Origin of the sequence: Myceligenerans salitolerans, from assembly GCF_017349295.1 — a bacterium.
In the GTDB taxonomy this organism is placed as follows: domain Bacteria; phylum Actinomycetota; class Actinomycetes; order Actinomycetales; family Cellulomonadaceae; genus Myceligenerans; species Myceligenerans salitolerans.
Genome location: NZ_JAFMPK010000047.1, coordinates 936,580 through 956,152 on the forward strand (window position 1 = coordinate 936,580; position 19,573 = coordinate 956,152).

The following is a 19,573-nucleotide window of genomic DNA, read 5'->3' on the forward strand; positions in this document are numbered from 1 at the left end:
CCGACCGCATCACCTGGGACCGGCGGCATCGGACCGGCGGCGGCTCGCCTACTTGCGGCGCTGCGCCGACGTCCAGTCACGCATGCGCTGGGGGTAGCCGATGAAACGGACGTTGTAGACCGGGACGCCGAGCTCTCCGGCCAGGTCGAAGGCGGTCTTCTCGTCGGGCACGCGGCGGCGGGTCCACTCCCCCGTCGTGGCCACGAGCAGGATCGTCGCGGGGATCTGGGCGGTGGGCGGTTCCACGTAGGCCTCGACGCCCTGGCGGGTGTCGATGAAGTCACGCAGGTGCTTCATGGTCTGCCGGCGCGCGTCGCCGGACGGCAGGCCGCCCGCTTCCTGGCCGCCACGGGTGCGGCGACGAAACAGGCTCGCGAGCGAGAAGCGGGAGGATCTGGGCATGCGGCGAAGACTACCGTTCCCTTGTGGGAATCACCTGAAAGGCATCCGGGTCGGGCCTGTACGGGCCGGCGCGCTGCCGGGGCGTGAGGGACGCGCGTACCAGGCGGCCCTCGCGGCCACGACGCCCGCCCTGGGCGCCTCGCATGCCGGGAATGTTCCCAGCGTCACACCCCGAATCGACCCCACAAATTGGGGGCTGGCGTTCAAGGTGACAAGATGTCAGGCGGTGCGTCCGGCGCCCACAAGGCACCCGCGCACGCGATGACCGCTGGAGCGAGGAGCAACGCAGTGCCATCCACGGCAACGATCGCCGGCAACCCCGGCACCTTCGACCTCGTCGTGCTCGGCGGCGGCAGCGGCGGGTACTCCGCCGCGCTGCGTGCGGCACAGCTCGGACTGAGCGTCGCCCTGATCGAGGAGAACAAGCTCGGGGGCACGTGCCTGCACAACGGCTGCATCCCGACCAAGGCTCTCCTGCACGCCGCCGAGGTCGCCGACGTCGCCCGGGAGGGCTCCCGTCTCGGGGTGCGCACGTCGTGCGACGGGATCGACGTCGCCGGCGTCCACGCCTACAAGGACTCCGTCGTGGCAGGGCTCTACAAGGGGCTGCAGGGCCTGATCGCCTCGCGCGAGGTCACTTTCGTGACCGGGCACGGCACGCTCGTGTCGCCCGGCGTGGTCGAGGTCGACGGCGTCCGGTACGCGGGACGGCACGTCGTGCTGGCCACCGGCTCGTACGCGCGTACCCTGCCCGGCCTGGAGATCGGCGGGCGGGTCATCACCTCGGACCAGGCCCTCACGCTGGATCACGTGCCGAGTTCCGTCGTGGTGCTCGGCGGCGGCGTGATCGGCGTGGAGCTGGCCAGCGTGTGGCGGTCCTTCGGCGCCGAGGTCCAGATCGTCGAGGCGCTCGACCACCTGGTTCCCTCGGAGGACGTCGCCCTGTCCAAGGCACTCGAGCGGGCGTTCCGCAAGCGCGGCATCGGGTTCTCGCTCGGGGACCGTTTCACGGAGGCCAAGCGGTCCGACGACGGCGTGCGGGTGACCCTCGAGTCCGGCACCACGTTCGACGCCGACCTGCTGCTGGTCGCCGTGGGGCGCGGTCCCCGCACCGCGGACCTCGGTCTCGAGGCCGCCGGCGTGCGGCTCGACCGGGGGTTCGTGATCACCGACGAGCGCCTGCGCACGGGCGTGACCACGCCAGGCGGCGGCCACGTGTGGGCGGTCGGCGACATCGTGCCCGGCCTGCAGCTCGCACACCGGGGGTTCGCGCAGGGCATCTTCGTGGCCGAGTCCGTCGCGGCGGCGAGCGGTGTCTCGCCCGACGCGTCCCTACCGGGCGGCCCCCGGGAACCGGCGCCCGTGGACGAAGCCACCATTCCCCGCATCACGTACTGCGAACCGGAGGTCGCGTCGGTCGGCGTGACACAGGCGCGCGCCGAGGAGCTGTACGGTGCCGACGCCGTGGAGACCCTCGAGTACAACCTCGCCGGCAACGGCAGGAGCCGCATCCTCGGCACCACGGGCTTCGCGAAGCTGGTGCGCCGCAAGGACGGGCCCGTCGTCGGCATGCACCTGATCGGTTCGCGCGTGGGCGAGCTGATCGGGGAAGGTCAGCTCATCGTGGGCTGGGAGGCGTTCCCCGAGGACGTCGCCTCGCTCGTCCACGCACATCCCACCCAGAACGAGGCACTCGGAGAGGCACACATGGCTCTGGCCGGCAAGCCTCTGCACGCCCACAACTGACCCAGTAACGACGAAGGAGACCCAACCGGTCATGTCTGAGAACGTGCAGCTGCCGGCCCTCGGCGAGTCCGTCACCGAGGGCACTGTCACCCGCTGGCTCAAGAGCGTCGGCGACACCGTCGCCGTCGACGAGCCGCTGCTCGAGGTGTCGACCGACAAGGTCGACACCGAGATCCCCTCGCCCGTCGCGGGAACCCTGGAGCAGATCCTCGTGGAGGAGGACGAGACCGTCGAGGTCGGCGCCACCCTCGCCGTGATCGGCGACGGCTCCGGCGCCGGAGAGGCATCGGCGGCTCCTGCCGCCGAACCGGCCGCGGAGGCCGAGCCCGCGGCCGAGGAGTCGGACGCGCCTGCCCCCGCGCCGGAAGCGGCTGCCGCTCCCCCGGCGGAGACGCCGGCCGCCGAGTCGCCGGCGGAAGCTCCCGCCGGAGGGGGCGGTGAGGGCACCGAGGTGAAGCTCCCCGCTCTGGGCGAGTCGGTCACCGAGGGCACCGTCACCCGCTGGCTCAAGCAGGTGGGCGAGGAGGTGGCCGTCGACGAGCCGCTGCTCGAGGTCTCCACCGACAAGGTCGACACCGAGATCCCCTCTCCGGTCGCGGGGACGGTTCAGCAGATCCTGGCTGCCGAGGACGAGACGGTCGAGGTCGGCGCCACGCTCGCCGTCGTCGGCTCCGGCGCGGGCGCACCGGCCGAGCCCGCCGCGCCCGCTCCGGCTCCTGCCGCCGAGAAGCCCGAGCCGGAGCCCGAGCCCGAGCCCGCACAGGCTCCGGCGCCCGAGCCCGAGCCGGCGGCACCCGCGCCGGCCGCTCCCGCACCGGAACCGGCGGCGGCCGCTCCGGCGCCGTCGCCGGAGCCCTCGGCACCGGCTCCCTCCTCCGAGGCTCCCGCTCCCGCCGCCACGGCAGCGGCCACGCGGTCGACCGGCTCGTACCTGACGCCGCTGGTCCGCAAGCTGGCGGCCGAGAAGGGCGTCGACGTGTCGACGATCACCGGAACCGGCGTCGGCGGCCGCATCCGCAAGGAGGACGTGCTCGCGGCGGCCGAGGCGAAGACGACGTCGGCCGGTGCGTCCGACGAGCCGAAGGCCACCCCCGCGGCGCCGTCGACCGTGCTGGAGGTGTCGCCGCTGCGGGGCACCACCGAGAAGATGTCGCGCCTGCGCAAGGTCGTCGCCGAGCGGATGCTCGAGGCGGTGCAGAGCCAGGCGCAGCTCACCACGGTCATGGAGGTGGACGTCACGCGCGTGGCGCGCCTGCGGGCCCGCGCGAAGGAGTCGTTCCTCGCTCGCGAGGGCGCCAAGCTCACGTTCCTGCCGTTCTTCACCCTGGCGACGATCGAGGCCCTGAAGGCCTACCCGAAGATCAACGCCACGATCGACACCGAGGCCGGCACGATCACCTACCACCCGTCGGAGAACGTCGGCATCGCGGTGGACACCGACCGCGGGCTCGTGGTCCCGGTGATCAAGAACGCGGGAGACCTGAACCTGGCCGGCATCGCCCGCCAGATCCAGGACCTCGGGTCGCGCACGAGGGCGAACAAGGTCACGCCGGACGAGCTGTCGGGTGGCACGTTCAACATCACGAACACGGGCTCGGGCGGGTCGCTGATCGACACGCCGATCGTGCCGGTGGGCCACGCCGCGATCCTCGGCACGGGCACCATCACGAAGAAGCCGGTCGTGGTCACGGACGCCGACGGCAACGACTCGATCGCCATCCACCAGATGTCGTACATCTTCCTCTCGTACGACCACCGGCTGGTCGACGGCGCCGACGCGGCCCGCTTCCTGACGGCCATCAAGAACCGCATCGAGGAAGGCGCGTTCGAGTCGGAGCTCGGTCTCTGACCTGACCGCACCCGGTCCGACGAAAGGGGCCGGACAGCCCGAGTGGCTGTCCGGCCCCTTTCGTCCGTGCGGTGGCGCGGGCCGCCGGTCCGCGCAAGAGCGGCTCTCAGGAGACCCGCGACACCCGCCAGCCCTCGTCGGTCCACGTCAGCTGGAGCATGGCCGAGCGGGGCTCCGACTCGGGCACCTGGACCGGCCCGCCGTCGCCCACCTGGATGTGCGCGCTGATCCGGTACTCGACACGGACCACGACGGAGTCCAGCGGGTCCCCCTTCGAGAGGTGCCCACCACCGCTGTTCTCGCTGCCGACGACCTCCGCCTTGGTGACGTGCACCTCGGCCCCCGACACCTGCTTGCTCCAGAAGAAGATGCGGTTCAGCAGGGCGATGTCCGCGGCGTGCGCCGGGGAGCCGGCCTGGTCGATGTCGGACACCTCGACCGGCATGCCGGTCAGCAGGAGCATCCGCAGGCGGGTGAGCTCGACGGCGGCCTTGGCGGGATTGCCCCGGTCGGAGATCGCCGCGAGATCGGCGCCGAGCTGTTCCGCGGTGCGCGGCTTCTTGGCGTGTTCCTGCCCGTCCTCGGTGGAGTCCGAGGCGGTGGCGGCCTCCCCGATCGGCAGGAGGCCCGGCACCGAGACGAGTGCCCCCGCCCCGACGCCGAACGCGATCCCCGCCGCGGCCACCGCGAGCACGGCTCCCCTCCGGCCACGCAGGCGGCTGCGGCGGGCACGCGGCGTCGCTCCCGAGATCGGCCGCACGTCCTCACGGCGGACGACGCGCCCCCCGGCGGCGGGGCCGATGATCGAGATCGGGCCCGTGCGCGCCGCCTCGACGAGCTCGTCCGGCGCGGGCATGTGCACGCGCTCCGGCGGCACCACGCCGTACACCTGGGCGGCGAACGTGCCCGCCTCGGGCCGCTCCCGCGGATCCGCGGCGCACGCGCGGGCGAGCTCGGCGCGCAGCGCCAGGTCCGCCCCGCTGAGGGCCGCGGGCCGGCCGTCCGCGCCCACGAGCCCCGTCCGTAGCACCGACTGCGCCAGCCGGGCGAGCGAGGGGACGTCCGCGACCGGCTCCTCGCCCGTCGCCGCGGCGGGCAGGGCGAGACGGGGCCGGAGCAGCGCCATTCCCTCGGGGGTGAACAGCACGTCCGTGGGCTCGACCGGACCGTGCACGAGCCCCGCGCTGTGCAGGGCCGCGAGCGCCTGGGCGACGGAGACCACCATGCCCGACGCCTCGGCGGCGGTGAAGGGTCCCCGGGATGCGAGGACCGTGGGGAGGTCCGCGGCGTCGGGTCGGTCGAGCCGCACGTCGATGCGGTCGCCGCCCGACGGCGAGATGGTCACCACTCGCACGAGGCTCGGGTGATCGATGTCCGCCAGCGTGTCGAGCCGCCGGACCAGCAGGTCCCGTGCCAGTCCTGCGGCCGGTACCGTGACAGGAACGAGTTCCGTGGCGTCGATGAGATGCACGCATTCATACCTACGCCCGGTGCGTGACGCTCGCCCGCTGTCCACTGATATGCGCGACCCGCGCCGGAGTGGTACAAGATCGCGGCGATCTGGTCGGGCTCAGACGTCGACGATGCGCCCTTCACGGGCGGCCACGCGGGCGGCGTCGAGCACCTCGGCGGTGCGTACGGCATCGGCCGGATCGACGGGGATCACGGCGTCGTCGTCCCCGCTGAGCCACGCCTCCACGGCGCGGTAGAAGTCGGCGTGGCCGCCGGTGGCGGCTGGTACGGGGGTCCGTTCCCGGCCGTGGGTCAGCCATCCGGCGGTGCCGTCCGGGGCGTCGGCGTCGAGTACCTCGAACGGTGAGGCGTCCTCCTCGAACGTGGTGACGACGAACGCTCCCGCCGTGCCGAGCACTCGTGTGCGCGGACCGGGCGCACCGACCAGGGACCCCGCCCAGAGGCGGGAGACCACGTGGTCGGCGTGGTGCAGCACCAGGAACACGTCGTCCTCGACGGGTGTGCTGAGGGCTCGCATCTCCGCGTACACGGCCTCGACGCGGCCGAAGAGCTGCGTGGCGGAGTCCACGAGGTGCGGGCCGAGGTCGAGGAGGAGTCCCCCGCCCCGGGGATCGCGTTCCTTCCACCGCTGCCGGGGAACGGGCCGCCAGCGTTCCCAGCGGCGCTCGAACGTGTGCACCTCGCCGAGATCGCCGCGCCGGACCAGGGCCTGGAGCGTGAGCTGTTCGGGGTCCCAACGCCGGTTGTGGAACACGGTGAACGGGGTGCCGGCGGACGCGGCGGCGTCGACGACGCGGCGAGCCTCTGCCGCGTCGATGCCGATCGGCTTGTCGAGCACGAACGGGACGCCCGCCGCGGCGACCGCGACGGCGTGCTCGGCGTGCATGGCCGTCGGACTGGCGACGACGACGAGGTCGTACGCGCCGCGGTCGTCGAGCAGGCTCGCCAGGTCGTCGTGCAGCTTGGCGCCCGGCCAGTCGCCCGCGGCCTGCACGCGCCGCCCGGGGTCGCGGGTCACGACGGCGGTGACCGTCAGCCCGGCCTCGCGTGCGAGCCTCGCGTGGATCTGTCGTCCTGCTCCGCCGTATCCGACGATTCCGAGCCGTAGTGCCATGCGCCCATCGTGCCTGAGCGGCGCCGCCCGTGCGCGGGCTGTCCGACCTGCGGCGGGAGAGGTCCCGTCGGCCCTCGTCGCCGGCCCGGCGACGCGCGCCGCGGTGATCCTGGGGTTAGCCTTCGGCTGGTATATATATGACGCAGTACGACCTTATATCGCGCTAACACGGTATTGGAGCAACGTGGCCGCCGCATCGGGTTCGAAGAAGTCGCTGCTCGAGAAGTTGAGCAAGCGCAAGGCCTTGCAGGTGACGCTCGTCGTGATCGCGGCGCTCGTCCTCGCGGGGAACTTCCTCTTCAAGTCGTTCGGTGACGGCGCGACACCGGCCGAGGGTGCCGAGGGGTCCGCCCTGGAGGCGCTGGAGAGCCTGGAGATCGGCGAGTGGGAGGACGCGGACGGGTACGACCGTGACGCGTTCGGCACCGCGTGGAAGGACGTGGACCAGAACTCGTGCGACACGCGCAACGACATCCTCGCCCGGGACCTGGAGGACTTCGAGTACAGCGAGGGCGACACGTGCGAGATCGCCTCCGGCACGCTGGACGATCCGTACACGGGCGAGGAGATCGACTTCGAGCGCGGACCGAACTCGGGTGACGTCCAGATCGACCACATCGTCGCGCTCAAGAACGCGTGGATGACCGGCGCGTACGCCTGGGACCAGGAACGGCGCGAGCAGATCGCGAACGACCCGCTGAACCTCGTGGCGTCCGACGGCCCCGCGAACATGGGCAAGGGCGCCGACGACACCTCCGAGTGGCTTCCCGACAACGGCTCCTACCGGTGCGAGTACGTCGCCGCGCAGGTGGCGGTCAAGGTCAAGTACGAACTGTGGGTCACGCAGGAAGAGCACGAAGCCATGACGGACGTCCTGACGTCGTGCCCGGCGGAGCCGCTGCCGACCGGAGGCCTGTGACACCCGCCCCCGGGGGGCCGTTCAGGCGGCCGACAGAACCTCGCGGGTGCGGTGCACCAGGAAGGCCGTGCGCGCCAGGGTCCCGGGGCCGGGCATCGCGGAACCGCCGCTTCCTCCAGTCGGCGCGGCGGCCCCGTCGTCGGGCACGAGGTCGGAGAGGCAGCGTTCCAGCGTGCTCAGCCCGAGGTCGCGCGCGAGCGTGCGGGCCAGGTCGAGGTCGGAACGCTGGCGCGGGGTGAGCCGGTAGCGTCCCGTGGCGGCCACGGCGACCAGCACGTCCCAGGCCAGACCGCAGGCGCGGACCGCGGGCGGGTCGGGCTCCGGCGCCTCGGTGACCGCTCGCGCCCGTGACCGCATCCCCGCCACTCGCGACAGGCGCTTGCGCCATGCCTGCCACTGGCCGCGGCTCCAGCGCGAGTCGCGGCCGAGCTGGTACTGGTCCGTGAGCGACGGGCTGATCAGCCGCACGACGCCGTCCGTGCCGCGCAGGAAGATTCCCACGGGCTCGGTCCGGTCCGCACGCCGCTCGACGGATACCGCGACGACGGCCCACCGGCCTGCCAGGACGTGGAGGATCACCTCGGCGGTGCGACGGTCCTCCACCGGGACACGGAGCTGATGCCCCTGCCCCGTCGAGTCGGTGACGTCCCACGTCAGGTCCTGGCGTACCTCGTCGACGCCGATCTCGCCGGTGTCGCGCACGAGCAGGAGACGCAGGTGCGACGGGCGGCGCCCGAACCCGACCGTTTCCCGGGCGGGACGACCGGTGCCGGTGCGTTCGGCGATCTCGCGCAGCTCGTCCGGGTCGAAGGCCCCGAGCGGTGCGAGCCGTGGGCTCCCGCCGGCGCCCAGGGTCCCGTCCGGCCGTGCACGGACCGCCGACAGCGAGAACGGGCCGTCGTTGAGACGTGCCGGCGACGCGCCCCACAGCAGAGGCGCCTCCCACTCCCGCCGGAACGACGGGTCCGCCCCGGCGGGCCGGCCCGTGACCGCCGTGCGGACGCGGCCCGCACCCGGGTCCCAGGCGGCGAACGCGAGGCCGCGCGATCCGCTCGGCGTGGTCCACCACCGTGCGCCGAGCGGGACGAGGCGGGCGAGGTCGATCTCGTCCTCCTCCTGTCCGGAACGGCTCGCGGTCTTCCGGCGGCCCGGCGCGTGGACGGCACCGCTGCCTGCGCCGCCGCCCGGACCGGTGTGGTCGTGTACCTCGCACAGCGCCCAGATCTCGGCGAGGGTCGCCAGGATGCCGGACTCGTCGGTGCCGTCCGCGTGTGCGGCGAGGTCCGCCGCCTGCCCGGCGGCCGTGCGCAGCAGGGCATCCAGACGCAGCCCGTGCACCGGCTCGAACCCTGCGACCCGGGCGCGGCCGGCGAGCGCGCGGAGGGACTCCGGCGCGTCGTCGCGCAGGTGGGCCAGACCGCCGTCGAGCAGGTGCACGACGGCGTCCCGCACCTCGGCGACCGCGACCGCGCGCCGCTTCGCGGCCGCCGACTCCTTCGCGGTGGCGCGCCGCACCGCCGCCGCGGATCGTCGTGCCCCGCCGCGAGGTCCGGGATCGGCCTGCTCGGCACCGCGACCGGCACCCCCGCCACCCGGGCTCCCGTCGACGGCGGGGCGCTCGGTGCCGGCGACGTCCGGACCGGGCTCGCCGACAGCGGCCGGACCACCATCGCCGTGCCCCGGCCCGCCGGCGCGCCCCGGGCCCGTCGCGGTGTGCGGCGCCTCGACGCCGAGGTCCGCCGCCCGGGCACGGGCCCAGCGCCACGCCGCGACCACGTGCACGCACACCCCGCCGGTGGGGCACTCACAGGTGACGGCCGCCGGACCACGCGCGTCCACGCGAACCCTGTGCCCGGCGATCGTCAGGTCCGCGCCCTTGACGTCCGATCCGGACTCGGCGACGTCGTCGGAGAGCTTTCGCGCGCGTCGCAGCAACCCCGCGCTCGCCAGCTCGGTGAGCTCCTCGTCCGTCAGCGCGACATACGCCTCCAGGTACGTCATGTCAGAACCTCTCCCAGCCACTCGGCGAATCTCTCGGGTGTCAGCGCGGCCACGTCCATGCCGGCCTCGGCGAGATGCCGGGCCGTGCCCTGGTCGTAGACGGGTTCGGCGGTCTCGTCCAGCGCGGCGAGACCCAGCAGGGTGACGCCGGACGACCGCAGCCGCCGCACCGCGGCCAGCAGCTCGGAGACGGAACCGCCCTCGTAGAAGTCGCTCACCAGCGCCACGACCGTCCGGGACGGGTCGCGCACCTGCCCTTCGGCGAAGCGCACGGCGCCCGCGATGTCGGTGCCGCCGCCCAGCTGAGCGGTGAGCAGGACCGACACCGGGTCGTGCGCCAGGTGCGACATGTCGACCACGCTCGTGTCGAACAGCACCAGCCGCACGTCGATGCCGGGCAGCCCCGACAGGATCCCGGCGCAGACGGCCGAGTACAGCAACGACGACGCCATCGATCCGGACTGGTCGACCAGGACGATGACGTCCCAGGTCAGTGCTCGCTTCTGCCGGGCGTTGAACCGTATCTCCTGTACGAGCATCCGCCCGTCGCCGTCCACCCGTCCCAGGTTCGCGCGCAGTGTCCGCTTCCAGTCGAAGTTGCGCGCCACCCGGTGCATGGACCGCCGCGACCGGTCCACCCGGCCGCCCACGGCGGTGAGGAACCGCGGACGCAGCCGCCGCACCACGTCCTCGACCACGCGTTCGATGACCCGCCGTACGCCGTCGGCGACGGAGGGATCGAGTGTGCCGCGAAGCTGAAGGAGCGCGGTGGCGAGTTCGCGCGAGGGTTCCATCGCCTCGACGGTCTCGCGATCACCGAGCAGCTGGGTCAGCCCGTAGCGGCCCACGGCCTCGACCTGCATGCGTTCGAAGGTCTCGCGCGGGAACAGGGACCGCGCCTCGCCGAGCCACCCGAGCGCGGAGAAGTTCACGCCGTGCGGCGCCGAGCCGTCGAGCGTCCCCGCGCCACCGCCCGAGCCACCGCCGCCCCGTCCGGCCGCGTGCCCGCGTGCCGTGTACTCCCGGTCGTAGAGATAGCCGAGCGTGCTCTCCAGCCGCTGGTCGCCGGGCGACACGTCGAGACGCTCGCCGGCGTAACGGCCGAGCACGAGCCGCCACCGTCGCGCCGCCTCCTGGTCGGAGGCCGTGCCGGCGGGTGCCGCCGTCGCTCCGGGGTACCCGGGCAGCCCGGCGGGTGCCGTGTCCGTGTCCGTGTCCGTGTCCGTGTCCGTGTCCGTCATGATTGTCCTCCGGTCCAGTGCGCCAGTCCGTCGCGCGCCAGCACGGCGGCGAGCTCCCGTTCCACCGCGAGGCCCGCCGCCAGATCGTTCTCGTCGATACGCACCCGCACGTCCACGTCGGCCGCACGGGAGCCGGTACGTTCCGCGACGCGCTCGGCGAGACGATGGGTCTCGGTAGGGCGCAGCCAGGTGAAGCCCCGCCGCAGGTCGGGCAGCACGGCCAGGAAGGCGTCGGGGGCCAGGTCCCGGAGCGCCCCGTCGACGGCGTCGAACAGCTCCGGCGTGTGCAGCAGCAGGTCGGGCGCGGCACGCAGGACGCCGCCGAGGAAGCGCACGGCGAGCGCGGGGTCCGCGCCCGGCCGCAGCGCACCGCGCACGGCCGCCACCAGTACGTCGTCGGGCACGTCGCCGTCCACCGAACCGACCGCCAGCAGCGCGCCGCGCACCGCCGGCGCCGTCGTCTCGTCGTCGCGCAGCCGCGCGAGTTCGCGCACCACCGCCGCCGCGGGTTCCCGACCGATCGCGGCCACCGCTGTCCCGGTCGTCCGCCGCGCAGCCGCCGCACCAGGCCCTGGCCCGGGAGCGCCCGTCCGGCCCGCGCCCGGCACGCCATCGGCGGCCGGCCCGCCGGAACCGGAACGGTCGGCCCACGCCCGGCGGGTGTCCCGGGCCAGCGCACGCAGCTCCAGGACCGAGACGACGGCGGCCTCCTCGTCGTCCGGGCCCGCGTGGCCGGCATCGGGCACCAGGTACGCGGCCGTCGCCAGGGCCTGTGCGACCAGTGTCAGCAGCTCGTCGGCCACCCCGCCGCCCTCGGCCGTGCCGGTGCGCCCTCGCGCCGCGCCACCGGACCCGGCGGATCCCACGACGAGGCCCAGCTCCACGCGCGACCGCCACAGTCCCAGGAGCCGCCGGGTGCCGGCCACGACCGACCCCAGGTCCCGGTCCGTGTCGAGGGTGCGGGTCAGCAGGCCGACCAGGCGGGGCAGGTGCTCGGTCAGTCCGACCACGGCCGCGCGGGCGACGAGAACGGCGACGCCGTCGGCGGCCGCCTGTGCGCCGTCCGCCCGCAGCCTCTCCTCCTCCTGGCGCAGGAGTGTCACACCGGCGGCATCGACGGTCGCCCCGAGGTGCGACAGCTCGACGAGCCGCGCCTCCACGACCGGTGTCCAGCAGTACTCCCACTCCTCGCCGATCAGTCCGAGTCCGCGCCCGGCGACGTGGTCCGGGCCGGAGAGCTGACGGCCGAACCCGCAGTCCAGCAGGTCGAGCAGCGCGAGCACCTGGCGCCGCGCCCGGTGTGCGGGCGTGCGCCGGGCGTCCAGCCGGGCGGTGCGCGGGACCGTCGTCTCGATGTCGAGCCCGACGGCCCGGACCCGCTCACGCGCGTCGCGCACCAACGGCGGAACGGCTCCCCCCTCGGGAACCCGCCCCACCGCCCGGCCCCCGAACACCTCGGCGATCGCCAGGCCCAGCGGACGCTCGGGACCGATCCCGCCGTCGTCCGTCACGAAGCAGGAGGTGATCGCGTCGAGCACGTCGGTACGGCCGGGAACGGGTCGCAGCCGCAGTTCGGCGAGCCGCGACGCCGCGACCGCGGCCGCGGCCACCTGCGGGGTCGAGACCTGGTGCCCCCGGTCGGCGGCCGCACGGGCGACGTCCACCAGCACCTCGGTCGCGACGCCGGGACCCGGTCCCTCGCCGGCGTCGGCGGTGATGGCGGCAGCGGTGACGGCGCTGGCACCGGCGCCACGGACCGTACCGGTCTCGACGTCCCGGGCGTGCGCGGCGTGGAGACGCTCGTAGAAACCCGGCGACGGCATGCCCGCGCCGTAGCCGCGCAGCCCGTCGAGCCGCTCGTGGTCGTAGCGGATCAGCCAGGCATCACCCGTCGCCGGCGAACCGTAACCGCCGTCCGGCCACCTGCGGCGTACCGGGTCGCCCTCGGGCAGCCCGGCGAGCGCCTCGGCGAGCGCCAGCGTATGGAACGCTCCCGTGACGACGAGCACGGGACCACTTGGCGTACTCGGGGCGTGCGGCGTGCCCGGGGCGTGCGGCGACAGACCCGCCGCCTCGGCGGCGCGGCCCGACATCCGTGCCTCCCGGTCGAGCGAGCCGTCGGCGGCGAGGACCTCGTCCTCGTAGTCGAGCCGGGACAGTGCCGCCCACGCGAAGACGTCGTCGAACAGCGTCCGCCAGTCCACGAGGGCGTCCGGCGAACGGCTCTCGAAGAGGTGGTCCCACAGCTCGTCGTGATCACGGCAGCCCAACCGCCGGGCGAGTGCGGCGACCGACGCCGAGTGGGCGAGGTACCGCTCCGACATGAGGGTCCGCGCGAACGGGTCCTGCTCGCCGGGCGTCTCCTGCCGGGCGGCGGACACGGCAGGGCCGTCCGTCGCGGGGGCGACGGCCGCCGAGACGGACGGGTCGCGTTCCGTGGCCGGGCGGTCGCAGAACCTCACGTCCGCACCGACGGCGCTCGCCGTCCGCAGCGCGACCCACTCCGGCGAGAACGAGGCGAGCGGGTAGAAGGACGCCCCACCAGGGACGCCCCGGCCCTCGGGCAGGCTGAGCACGGCGACGGGCGGGTGGGTCTCCTCGTGGAGAAGTTCGGGCACGAGACGGGTGTACTCCTCCGGGCCCTCGATCAGCACGACCGCGGGGCGCAACTCCTCGACCGCGCGGCGCACCGCGACGGCACAGGCCGGCGAGTGGTGCCGTACCGGGGCGAGGTAGACGCCCTGTTCGCGCAGGGCGGCCATGGCACTCGCAGCACTGCGCAGCCGGTCTGGTGCGGGTTCCCACACGTCGCGGAGCCCCGTCCGGGTGTCCGCACTCACCGCCACAACGCCTCGGCCGCGTCGAAGAACGCCTTCCACCCCTTGTCCTTGCGGGCGCGCTCGCGCACGACGTTGTCGACGTAGTGCCGTAGCCGGCGCGCGTCCTCCTCGTCCCCCTTCAGCGCCACCCCGGCCACCTGCCGGGCCACCTCGGCCGCGGTGACGCGCCCGTCCCCCAGGTAACGAGCCTCCAGGGACGCCGCCACGGCCACGTTCACGGCCTCGGCCGTCGACATGACCGTCTCGGGACGCTTGACCGGGGCGCCGTCGCGCGTGATCCCGGACCGCAGCTCCTGGAACACCGTGACCAGGACCTCGAGCACGTCGCGGGGCACCGCCGGCCGGCCGGCGGGAGCGCCGAGCTCGGCCGCGAGCTGCCGTTCGACGAGCTCGATCTCGAAGTCCCGGTCGCGCACGGGAGCCACGGTCTCGAACGAGAAGCGACGCTTGAGCGCTGCGGACATCTCGTGGACGCCCCGGTCCTTGAGGTTCGCCGTCGCGATGACGTTGAAGCCCGGCCGGGCCGCCTCCCGGGCGTCCGGTCCGAGCTCCGGGACCATGAGCTGCTTCTCGGACAGGATCGACACGAGCGTGTCCTGGATCTCCGGCGCGCAGCGGGTGATCTCCTCGAAGCGCACGAGAGAACCGGCACGCATGCCCGTCATCACGGGGGACGGCACGAGGGACCGCTCGGTCGGGCCCTCCGACACCAGCAGCGCGTAGTTCCACGAGTACCGCACGTGGTCCTCGGTGGTGGCCGCGGTGCCCTGCACGGTGAGGGTCGACGTGCCGCTCACGGCCGCCGAGAGAAGCTCCGACAGCATCGACTTCGCCGTACCCGGTTCGCCCACGAGCATCAGCCCCTGTCGGCCCATGAGGGCAACGACGGCACGGTCGACCAGCGGGTCGTCGCCGTAGAACTTGCGGCTCACCCCGAGCTGTTCGTCACCCACCACGAAGGCGCGCACGGCGCGCGGGCTCAGTCTCCAGCCCGGTGGCCGCTCCGCACCGCGTTCCGTGTCCCAGGCGGCGAGCGCCGCCAGCTCCTCGGCGTAGCGCACCTCCACGGGCGGGCGCTGCTCGCTCGCCGCGTGCGCGCGGGTACCGGTGGTCTCGGTCGTCATTCTCGGTGTTCCTCTCGTCAACGGATTCTGTCGTGGCGTCGCGGTCGGGCGGCCGGCGCGGGTTCAGTACTCCGACTTGCGCTCCCAGTCGGCGTCGTACGCGCCGGCCGCCGCGACGTCCAGGTAGTCGGCGTAGGTCTCCGCCAGCAGCACGGGGGGCACGTCGGCGAGCGGCACGATGCCGCGCTCGCCCCAGGTCCCGGGCTTGCGGAAGGCGAGGTCCTTGATCGCCGCGGGGATGTTCTCGTTGCCCATGAACGCCCCGGTGAACTCGATCTCGGCGACCAGGCCCGCCGACGGGTACTCCTTCGTGTACTCGTAGAACCAGCCGGCGTCCTGCACCTCGCCGTTCTTGTACCCGCGGGCGAGCAGCCTGCCGCGCACGGTGTAGGAGTCGGTGAGCCAGCCACGCCGGTCGGTCACGCGCAGCGCGCCGTCGGCCGCCTCGGGCATGACCGTGGCGAACTGCTCGAACAGGGGCCTCACCTCGTAGTCGGCCAGGTGCTCACGCCATGCCTCCGGTGTGTCCGCGCCGCCGTTCCCGCCGGCGAGGGTCACCGCGTGGGCGATGCCGACCGTGCCCTCGTCGGTCCCGCTCTCGCCGAGTGTCACGTCCTCGTCGTCCACGGCGACCAGCGCGCCGTCGTCGGGCCGGAACGCCCGCTGCGCGGGCGTGCCCGGTTCGGCGAGCCACACGACGCGTGCGGCGAGGCGTGACATCACCGGGTGCTCGGCAACGTACTCGCGCCACTCGGCCGCGCTCCAGGTGCGGCCCTGGATCATCGCCTCCCGCAGGCGGCGGGTCTGCAGCTCCACGACCGCCTTGAGCTCCTTCTTGCTGGCCGTGAGCTGCGCGCGGGCGTCCTTGTAGGCGGCGCGGGTGTCGTCGTCGGCGCCCTGCGGGGTGCTCGGCGGCGTCTTGACGACCTTGCCCTTGTCGTTGCGCAGTTCGATCGTGAAGGCGTCGGTGATCCGGCCGGTGTACTCGCGCTCACCGAAGGACAGGCGCAGGACGCCGTCGGCGTCGAACCCGGCGGTCTGGACCGTGCGGTCGGCGAGCTGGTCCGCGCTCCAGCCGCGCGCCTCGGCGAGCTGTCCCGCGAGCTCCTCCGCCAGCTCGCGAACCGTGCGGAGCTTGAACTGGCGGGAGACCGCGAGCAGGAGCTGTACGGCCGGGCGGTCTCCGTTCGCGGCCAGCGCCCGGACCAGCGAGTCGGCCTGGGAGCGGCGCTGCGGATGTGCCTTGAAGAAGTGCTGTGCCGCCGTGGCCAGTTCACCGCCCGGCATCCCGACGGTGAGCGCCAGGAGGCCCTTGTCCTTGGTGGCGGAGCCCAGGTAGCCGGCCTGGTGGGCCTTGTACGCGCGGCGGTAGTGCTCCTCGAGCGGGACGGCGGCACCCTCCTGCGCCCAGGAGGAGCCCGGGTTCTGCGAGAGCCATCGCTGCGCCCATCCGTACTGCTGCTGGGCCGCCTGTTCGGCGTGTTCGCGCGACTCTGCGGCGGACGGGCCGCGCGTGTCCTGGGCGATCCAGGCACGCAGCACGTACGAGCCGAGGGACGCCCGTGACGGCTCGTCGAGCAGGGAGACGTAGCGGGCGATCAGGCCTTCGCCGCTCGGTTCCTTGAGCCGCACCGCGAGCACGACCCACCAGCGGACGATCTCACGCGGCACGGCCGTGCCGTCCGCCCAGCGCAGGCCCGGCAGCGCGTCGAGCGGGAACCACGCCATGCTGACAGGAGCCTTCTTCTTCAGCCCCTTGGCGGCCTCCGCGGCCAGCTTCGCCGGCGAGAGATGCTCGCCGATGTCGTCGCCCAGCGCCTCCAGTGCCGTAAGGAGCGCGGCGCGGACGTCCTCGCGACGCTCCTTGCCCAGAGCCGTGCGCAGGGCGGGCAGCGCGTCCTTGTCCCCGAGGCCCGCCAGCCATCCTGCCGCCGACGTCCGCACCGCCGACTTACCGTCCGTCAGGCCCTGTTCGGCGAGCGACCGCACCCGCGGGTGCCGGGCGAGCACACGCTGCGCCTCCAGCCGGTGGGTTCTGGCGGCACCCATGGCCAGGGCGCTCAGGCGGGGCAGCAGGGCGGCGGGCACCACCGGGAACCGGTCGAGGATGTCGAGCACGATGCCGGGCGCCCGGTGCGCGTCGTAGCCGGCGCGCGGCACCAGCTGCTGTTCCAGGATGCCGACGCGCTCGGCGAAGTACGCCCACATCCGCTCCGCCGGGATCTCCTCCACGCCCCACCACCGCTCGAACACCAGGTCCGTGATCTGGGCATCCGGGTCCTGGTAGCCCGCCCGCACCAGGACGTCGCGCAGCACACGAAGATCGGAGACCTGGTCGAGACGGCCGCGCATCAGCCACCACAGCTGGTGGTGCGGGCCGCTTCCGGCACGGGCGGCCCTCGCGAGGTGCAGCAACGTCGCCTCGGGAGCGACCTTGGGGAGGCAGTCCACGAGCCACGACAGCGTGGACGCGTACCTCCTGCCCTCCTTGCCCGAGGGCGCCGGTGACACCGGCTCGCGGCCCGACAGGACCTCCATGAGCCGTGCCAGGTAACCCGCATCGATCTGTTCCAGCGACGCGATGTTTCGCTCGGCGCTCTGGACGTACCAGTTGTCGCCCTTCGCCTGGCCGGAGGACTTGTACTCCTTCAGCATGCGCTGCCGGTGGGCCCGGGCCGCGGCGAGCATCTCGTCGCGGTGCGCGACGGCGGCCGCGACGTGCTGCCCACCGAGCTCGACCTCCGGCAGCGGCTCGTACGCCGGCAGCCGTAGCTCCTGCTCCTGGGCGGTGCCCAGCGCCCGCAGCCGCTCCACGGCCTTGGCCAGCACGGTGGTCCGTGCGTCCTGGGCACGGCCCGGGCCCTCACCGGCCCTCGCCTTCCCCGAGGCCGCACCCGACGACGCGGTCCGCCTCGCCGCGAGCACCGCCTCGATCGCGGCGGGCCCCCCGTCGGCGCCCACGACCCGCGTCACGACGTCGTCGAGGGCGCTCGCCGGTGCCGACTCCAGCAGCGGTGTGAGCAGACGCACCTGTGCGGCGTCGGGCAGCGTCGCGACGACCTCGTCGGCGGCTCGGCGCACACCCTTCGCGGAGTCGGCGCACAGGGCAGCGAGCGTGTCGCGCAGCGGCTCCGGGGAGTTCCTCTCCGCCATGAAGGCGCAGAACGCCTTCTTCCCCGCAGCGCCGAGTCGCCGCACCTCGGCATCCACCGCACCGGAGTGCCCGGTGAGGTATGCGGATGCCTCGGACATCCGGAGGAAGCAGGCCATATCGGGGCGCCGGGAGTAGGAGTTCTCCCGTGGGCGCGCCAGGAGGAGCTGGATCACGGCAGGGACGGCCTCGTCGTCGGACAGGCCGCCCGCTCGCGCGACGGCCTCGAGGTGCTCCGGCGTCCAGACCGTTCCGGTGTTGTTGCGGGTACTCGTGCAGGTGAGCGCGACGTCCTGGGCGAGAACGCCGAACCACTCCGGTACCGCGGCGTGCACCTCCGGGTCGGTGACGACCGCGGCCAGCAGCCGGCCCATGCGCGACGACTGCTCCGGCGTGACCTGACTGCTCAGGTGGGCACGTCCGCGGGCCCGCCGGGCAGCCTCGATCGTCAGGCCCGACGTCGCCCTGCGCACACGCTTCTCGAAGTCGACCCACGCCAGGCCGTAGTGGCGCGGCCCGCTCAGCGCCGCGTCCAGGTCCTTCGTGTCCCTGGCCTGCAGCTCCAGCACAAGTTCCGGGTTCGCGCCCTCGACGACGTACCGGACGGCGCGCTCGTGCAGCGCTTCCCCCTCGATCCGCAGCACCTTGAGCCCTTCGGACACGGTGGCCGCCACGTCCTTGCGACCGGCCTTGTCCCGCACAGCCTGAAACATCTGAGGTCCATCCCCTCGTCACCGTCATGAAAGTCGTCTCCACAGCTGAGGGCGCACTTCTTCCCGGGAAGCCCGGCGCCCCGCCGGGATGACGCACAACGTAGCGGGGGTCACCGACAGCGCCGCGGGGCGTGGTCGAGAACGAGACCGCACGCCCGTGGCACGCCGCTGCCGCCCGCGGGCGGCGTGACCGACGAGACAGCGCGCGCCGAGGGCCGCGGCGTAGGCTGATCCGCGTGGAGAACCCCATCGACATCCAGCACAGAGGCGGTCACGTCGACTACCACGAGGGCTGGGACCTGCAGCGCCGCACCCATGAAGCCGTCCGCACCGGAGACGCGCCCGAGACCCTCTTCCTCCTGCAGCACGCCTCGGTGTACACCGCCGGGCGTCGCACCAACCGCTCCGAGTACCCCACGGACGGCACCGAGGTGATCGACGTCGATCGCGGCGGCAAGATCACGTGGCACGGCCCCGGCCAGATCGTGGCGTACCCCATCGTGAAACTGGCGCAGGCGTTCGACGTCGTCGGCTACATCCGTACGCTCGAGGCCGCCGTGATGGACGTGTGCGGGCAGCTCGGCGTCGAGACGATCCGCGTCGAGGGGCGCTCGGGCGTGTGGGTCGCCGCCGATGATCCCGCCGCCCTCCCCGCGGGCGTGGTCCCCCGCCGCGAGCGCAAGGTCTGTGCCATCGGGGCACGGGTCGCGAAGGGTGTCACCATGCACGGCCTCGCCCTGAACTGCGACCCGGACCTGGCGGCTTTCGACCTGATCGTGCCCTGTGGCATCGAGGACGCCGACGTGACGTCCCTGTCGGCCGAGCTGGGCCGTGACGTCACGGTCGCCGAGGTCCTGCCGCTGATCGAGGACGCCCTGGTCCGGCACCTGACGCCGCTGCTGGCCGCGCCGGGCGCCTCCACGCCCGGGAACACCGTCACCACCGGCGCGGTTGCCGCTTCGTAGGAGGTCGCGCGGCACGGGCAGCTGTGCGCGTGATG

General features: G+C 73.6%; 12 protein-coding genes. 4 read left to right on the plus strand and 8 right to left on the minus strand.

Features of this window, described 5'->3' with window-relative positions:
• Nucleotides 1–48 precede the first annotated feature (48 nt).
• On the minus strand, nt 49–402 hold the full coding sequence (locus J0911_RS17705) for an oxidoreductase (RefSeq protein ID WP_242636772.1): 354 nt from the start codon (nt 400–402) through the stop codon (nt 49–51).
• Nucleotides 403–708: 306 nt separating this feature from the next.
• On the opposite strand from J0911_RS17705, the gene lpdA reads away from it, so the two are divergent.
• Complete coding sequence (gene lpdA, locus J0911_RS17710; RefSeq protein WP_307865164.1) at nt 709–2,148, plus strand: dihydrolipoyl dehydrogenase; 1,440 nt, start codon at nt 709–711, stop codon at nt 2,146–2,148.
• A 31-nt stretch (nt 2,149–2,179) separates the two neighbouring features.
• The gene (sucB, locus tag J0911_RS17715; RefSeq protein ID WP_207276756.1) at nt 2,180–3,997 is read left to right on the plus strand and encodes a 2-oxoglutarate dehydrogenase, E2 component, dihydrolipoamide succinyltransferase; all 1,818 of its coding nucleotides are present in this window, start codon (nt 2,180–2,182) and stop codon (nt 3,995–3,997) included.
• A 106-nt stretch (nt 3,998–4,103) separates the two neighbouring features.
• Here the strand turns inward: sucB and J0911_RS17720 are convergent, their stop codons facing one another.
• Together J0911_RS17720 and J0911_RS17725 are read right to left on the minus strand one after the other, a co-directional pair.
• The gene (locus J0911_RS17720) at nt 4,104–5,468 is read right to left on the minus strand and encodes a serine/threonine-protein kinase (protein ID WP_207276757.1); all 1,365 of its coding nucleotides are present in this window, start codon (nt 5,466–5,468) and stop codon (nt 4,104–4,106) included.
• A gap of 99 nt (nt 5,469–5,567) precedes the next feature.
• Entirely contained in the window at nt 5,568–6,584 is a 1,017-nt protein-coding gene (locus J0911_RS17725) for a Gfo/Idh/MocA family protein (RefSeq protein ID WP_207276758.1), read from the minus strand.
• 184 nt (nt 6,585–6,768) lie between these two features.
• Between J0911_RS17725 and J0911_RS17730 the strand changes: the two genes are divergently transcribed.
• Nucleotides 6,769–7,503 carry an HNH endonuclease family protein gene (locus J0911_RS17730; RefSeq protein ID WP_307865151.1) on the plus strand — a complete coding sequence of 245 codons (735 nt, stop codon included), beginning with the start codon at nt 6,769–6,771 and terminating at the stop codon, nt 7,501–7,503.
• A 21-nt stretch (nt 7,504–7,524) separates the two neighbouring features.
• On the opposite strand, the gene J0911_RS17735 is transcribed toward J0911_RS17730, so the two are convergent.
• From J0911_RS17735 to J0911_RS20910, 5 genes are all read right to left on the minus strand, one after another.
• Nucleotides 7,525–9,504 carry a hypothetical protein gene (locus J0911_RS17735; RefSeq protein WP_207276760.1) on the minus strand — a complete coding sequence of 660 codons (1,980 nt, stop codon included), beginning with the start codon at nt 9,502–9,504 and terminating at the stop codon, nt 7,525–7,527.
• On the minus strand, nt 9,501–10,745 hold the full coding sequence (locus tag J0911_RS17740) for a VWA domain-containing protein (RefSeq protein WP_207276761.1): 1,245 nt from the start codon (nt 10,743–10,745) through the stop codon (nt 9,501–9,503). The genes J0911_RS17735 and J0911_RS17740 overlap by 4 nt, the downstream gene beginning before the upstream one ends.
• A complete protein-coding gene (locus tag J0911_RS17745) occupies nt 10,742–13,585 on the minus strand; it encodes a DUF5682 family protein (protein WP_207276762.1) in 2,844 nt (947 codons plus the stop codon). The genes J0911_RS17740 and J0911_RS17745 overlap by 4 nt, the downstream gene beginning before the upstream one ends.
• On the minus strand, nt 13,582–14,709 hold the full coding sequence (locus J0911_RS17750; protein WP_207276763.1) for an ATP-binding protein: 1,128 nt from the start codon (nt 14,707–14,709) through the stop codon (nt 13,582–13,584). Before J0911_RS17750 ends, J0911_RS17745 begins: the two co-directional genes overlap by 4 nt.
• A gap of 63 nt (nt 14,710–14,772) precedes the next feature.
• Nucleotides 14,773–18,573, minus strand: a complete 3,801-nt coding sequence (locus J0911_RS20910) for a DUF4132 domain-containing protein (RefSeq protein ID WP_207276764.1) — start codon at nt 18,571–18,573, stop codon at nt 14,773–14,775.
• Between the two features lie 236 nt (nt 18,574–18,809).
• Between J0911_RS20910 and lipB the strand changes: the two genes are divergently transcribed.
• Nucleotides 18,810–19,538 carry a lipoyl(octanoyl) transferase LipB gene (lipB, locus tag J0911_RS17760; RefSeq protein ID WP_207276765.1) on the plus strand — a complete coding sequence of 243 codons (729 nt, stop codon included), beginning with the start codon at nt 18,810–18,812 and terminating at the stop codon, nt 19,536–19,538.
• Nucleotides 19,539–19,573: the final 35 nt, after the last annotated feature.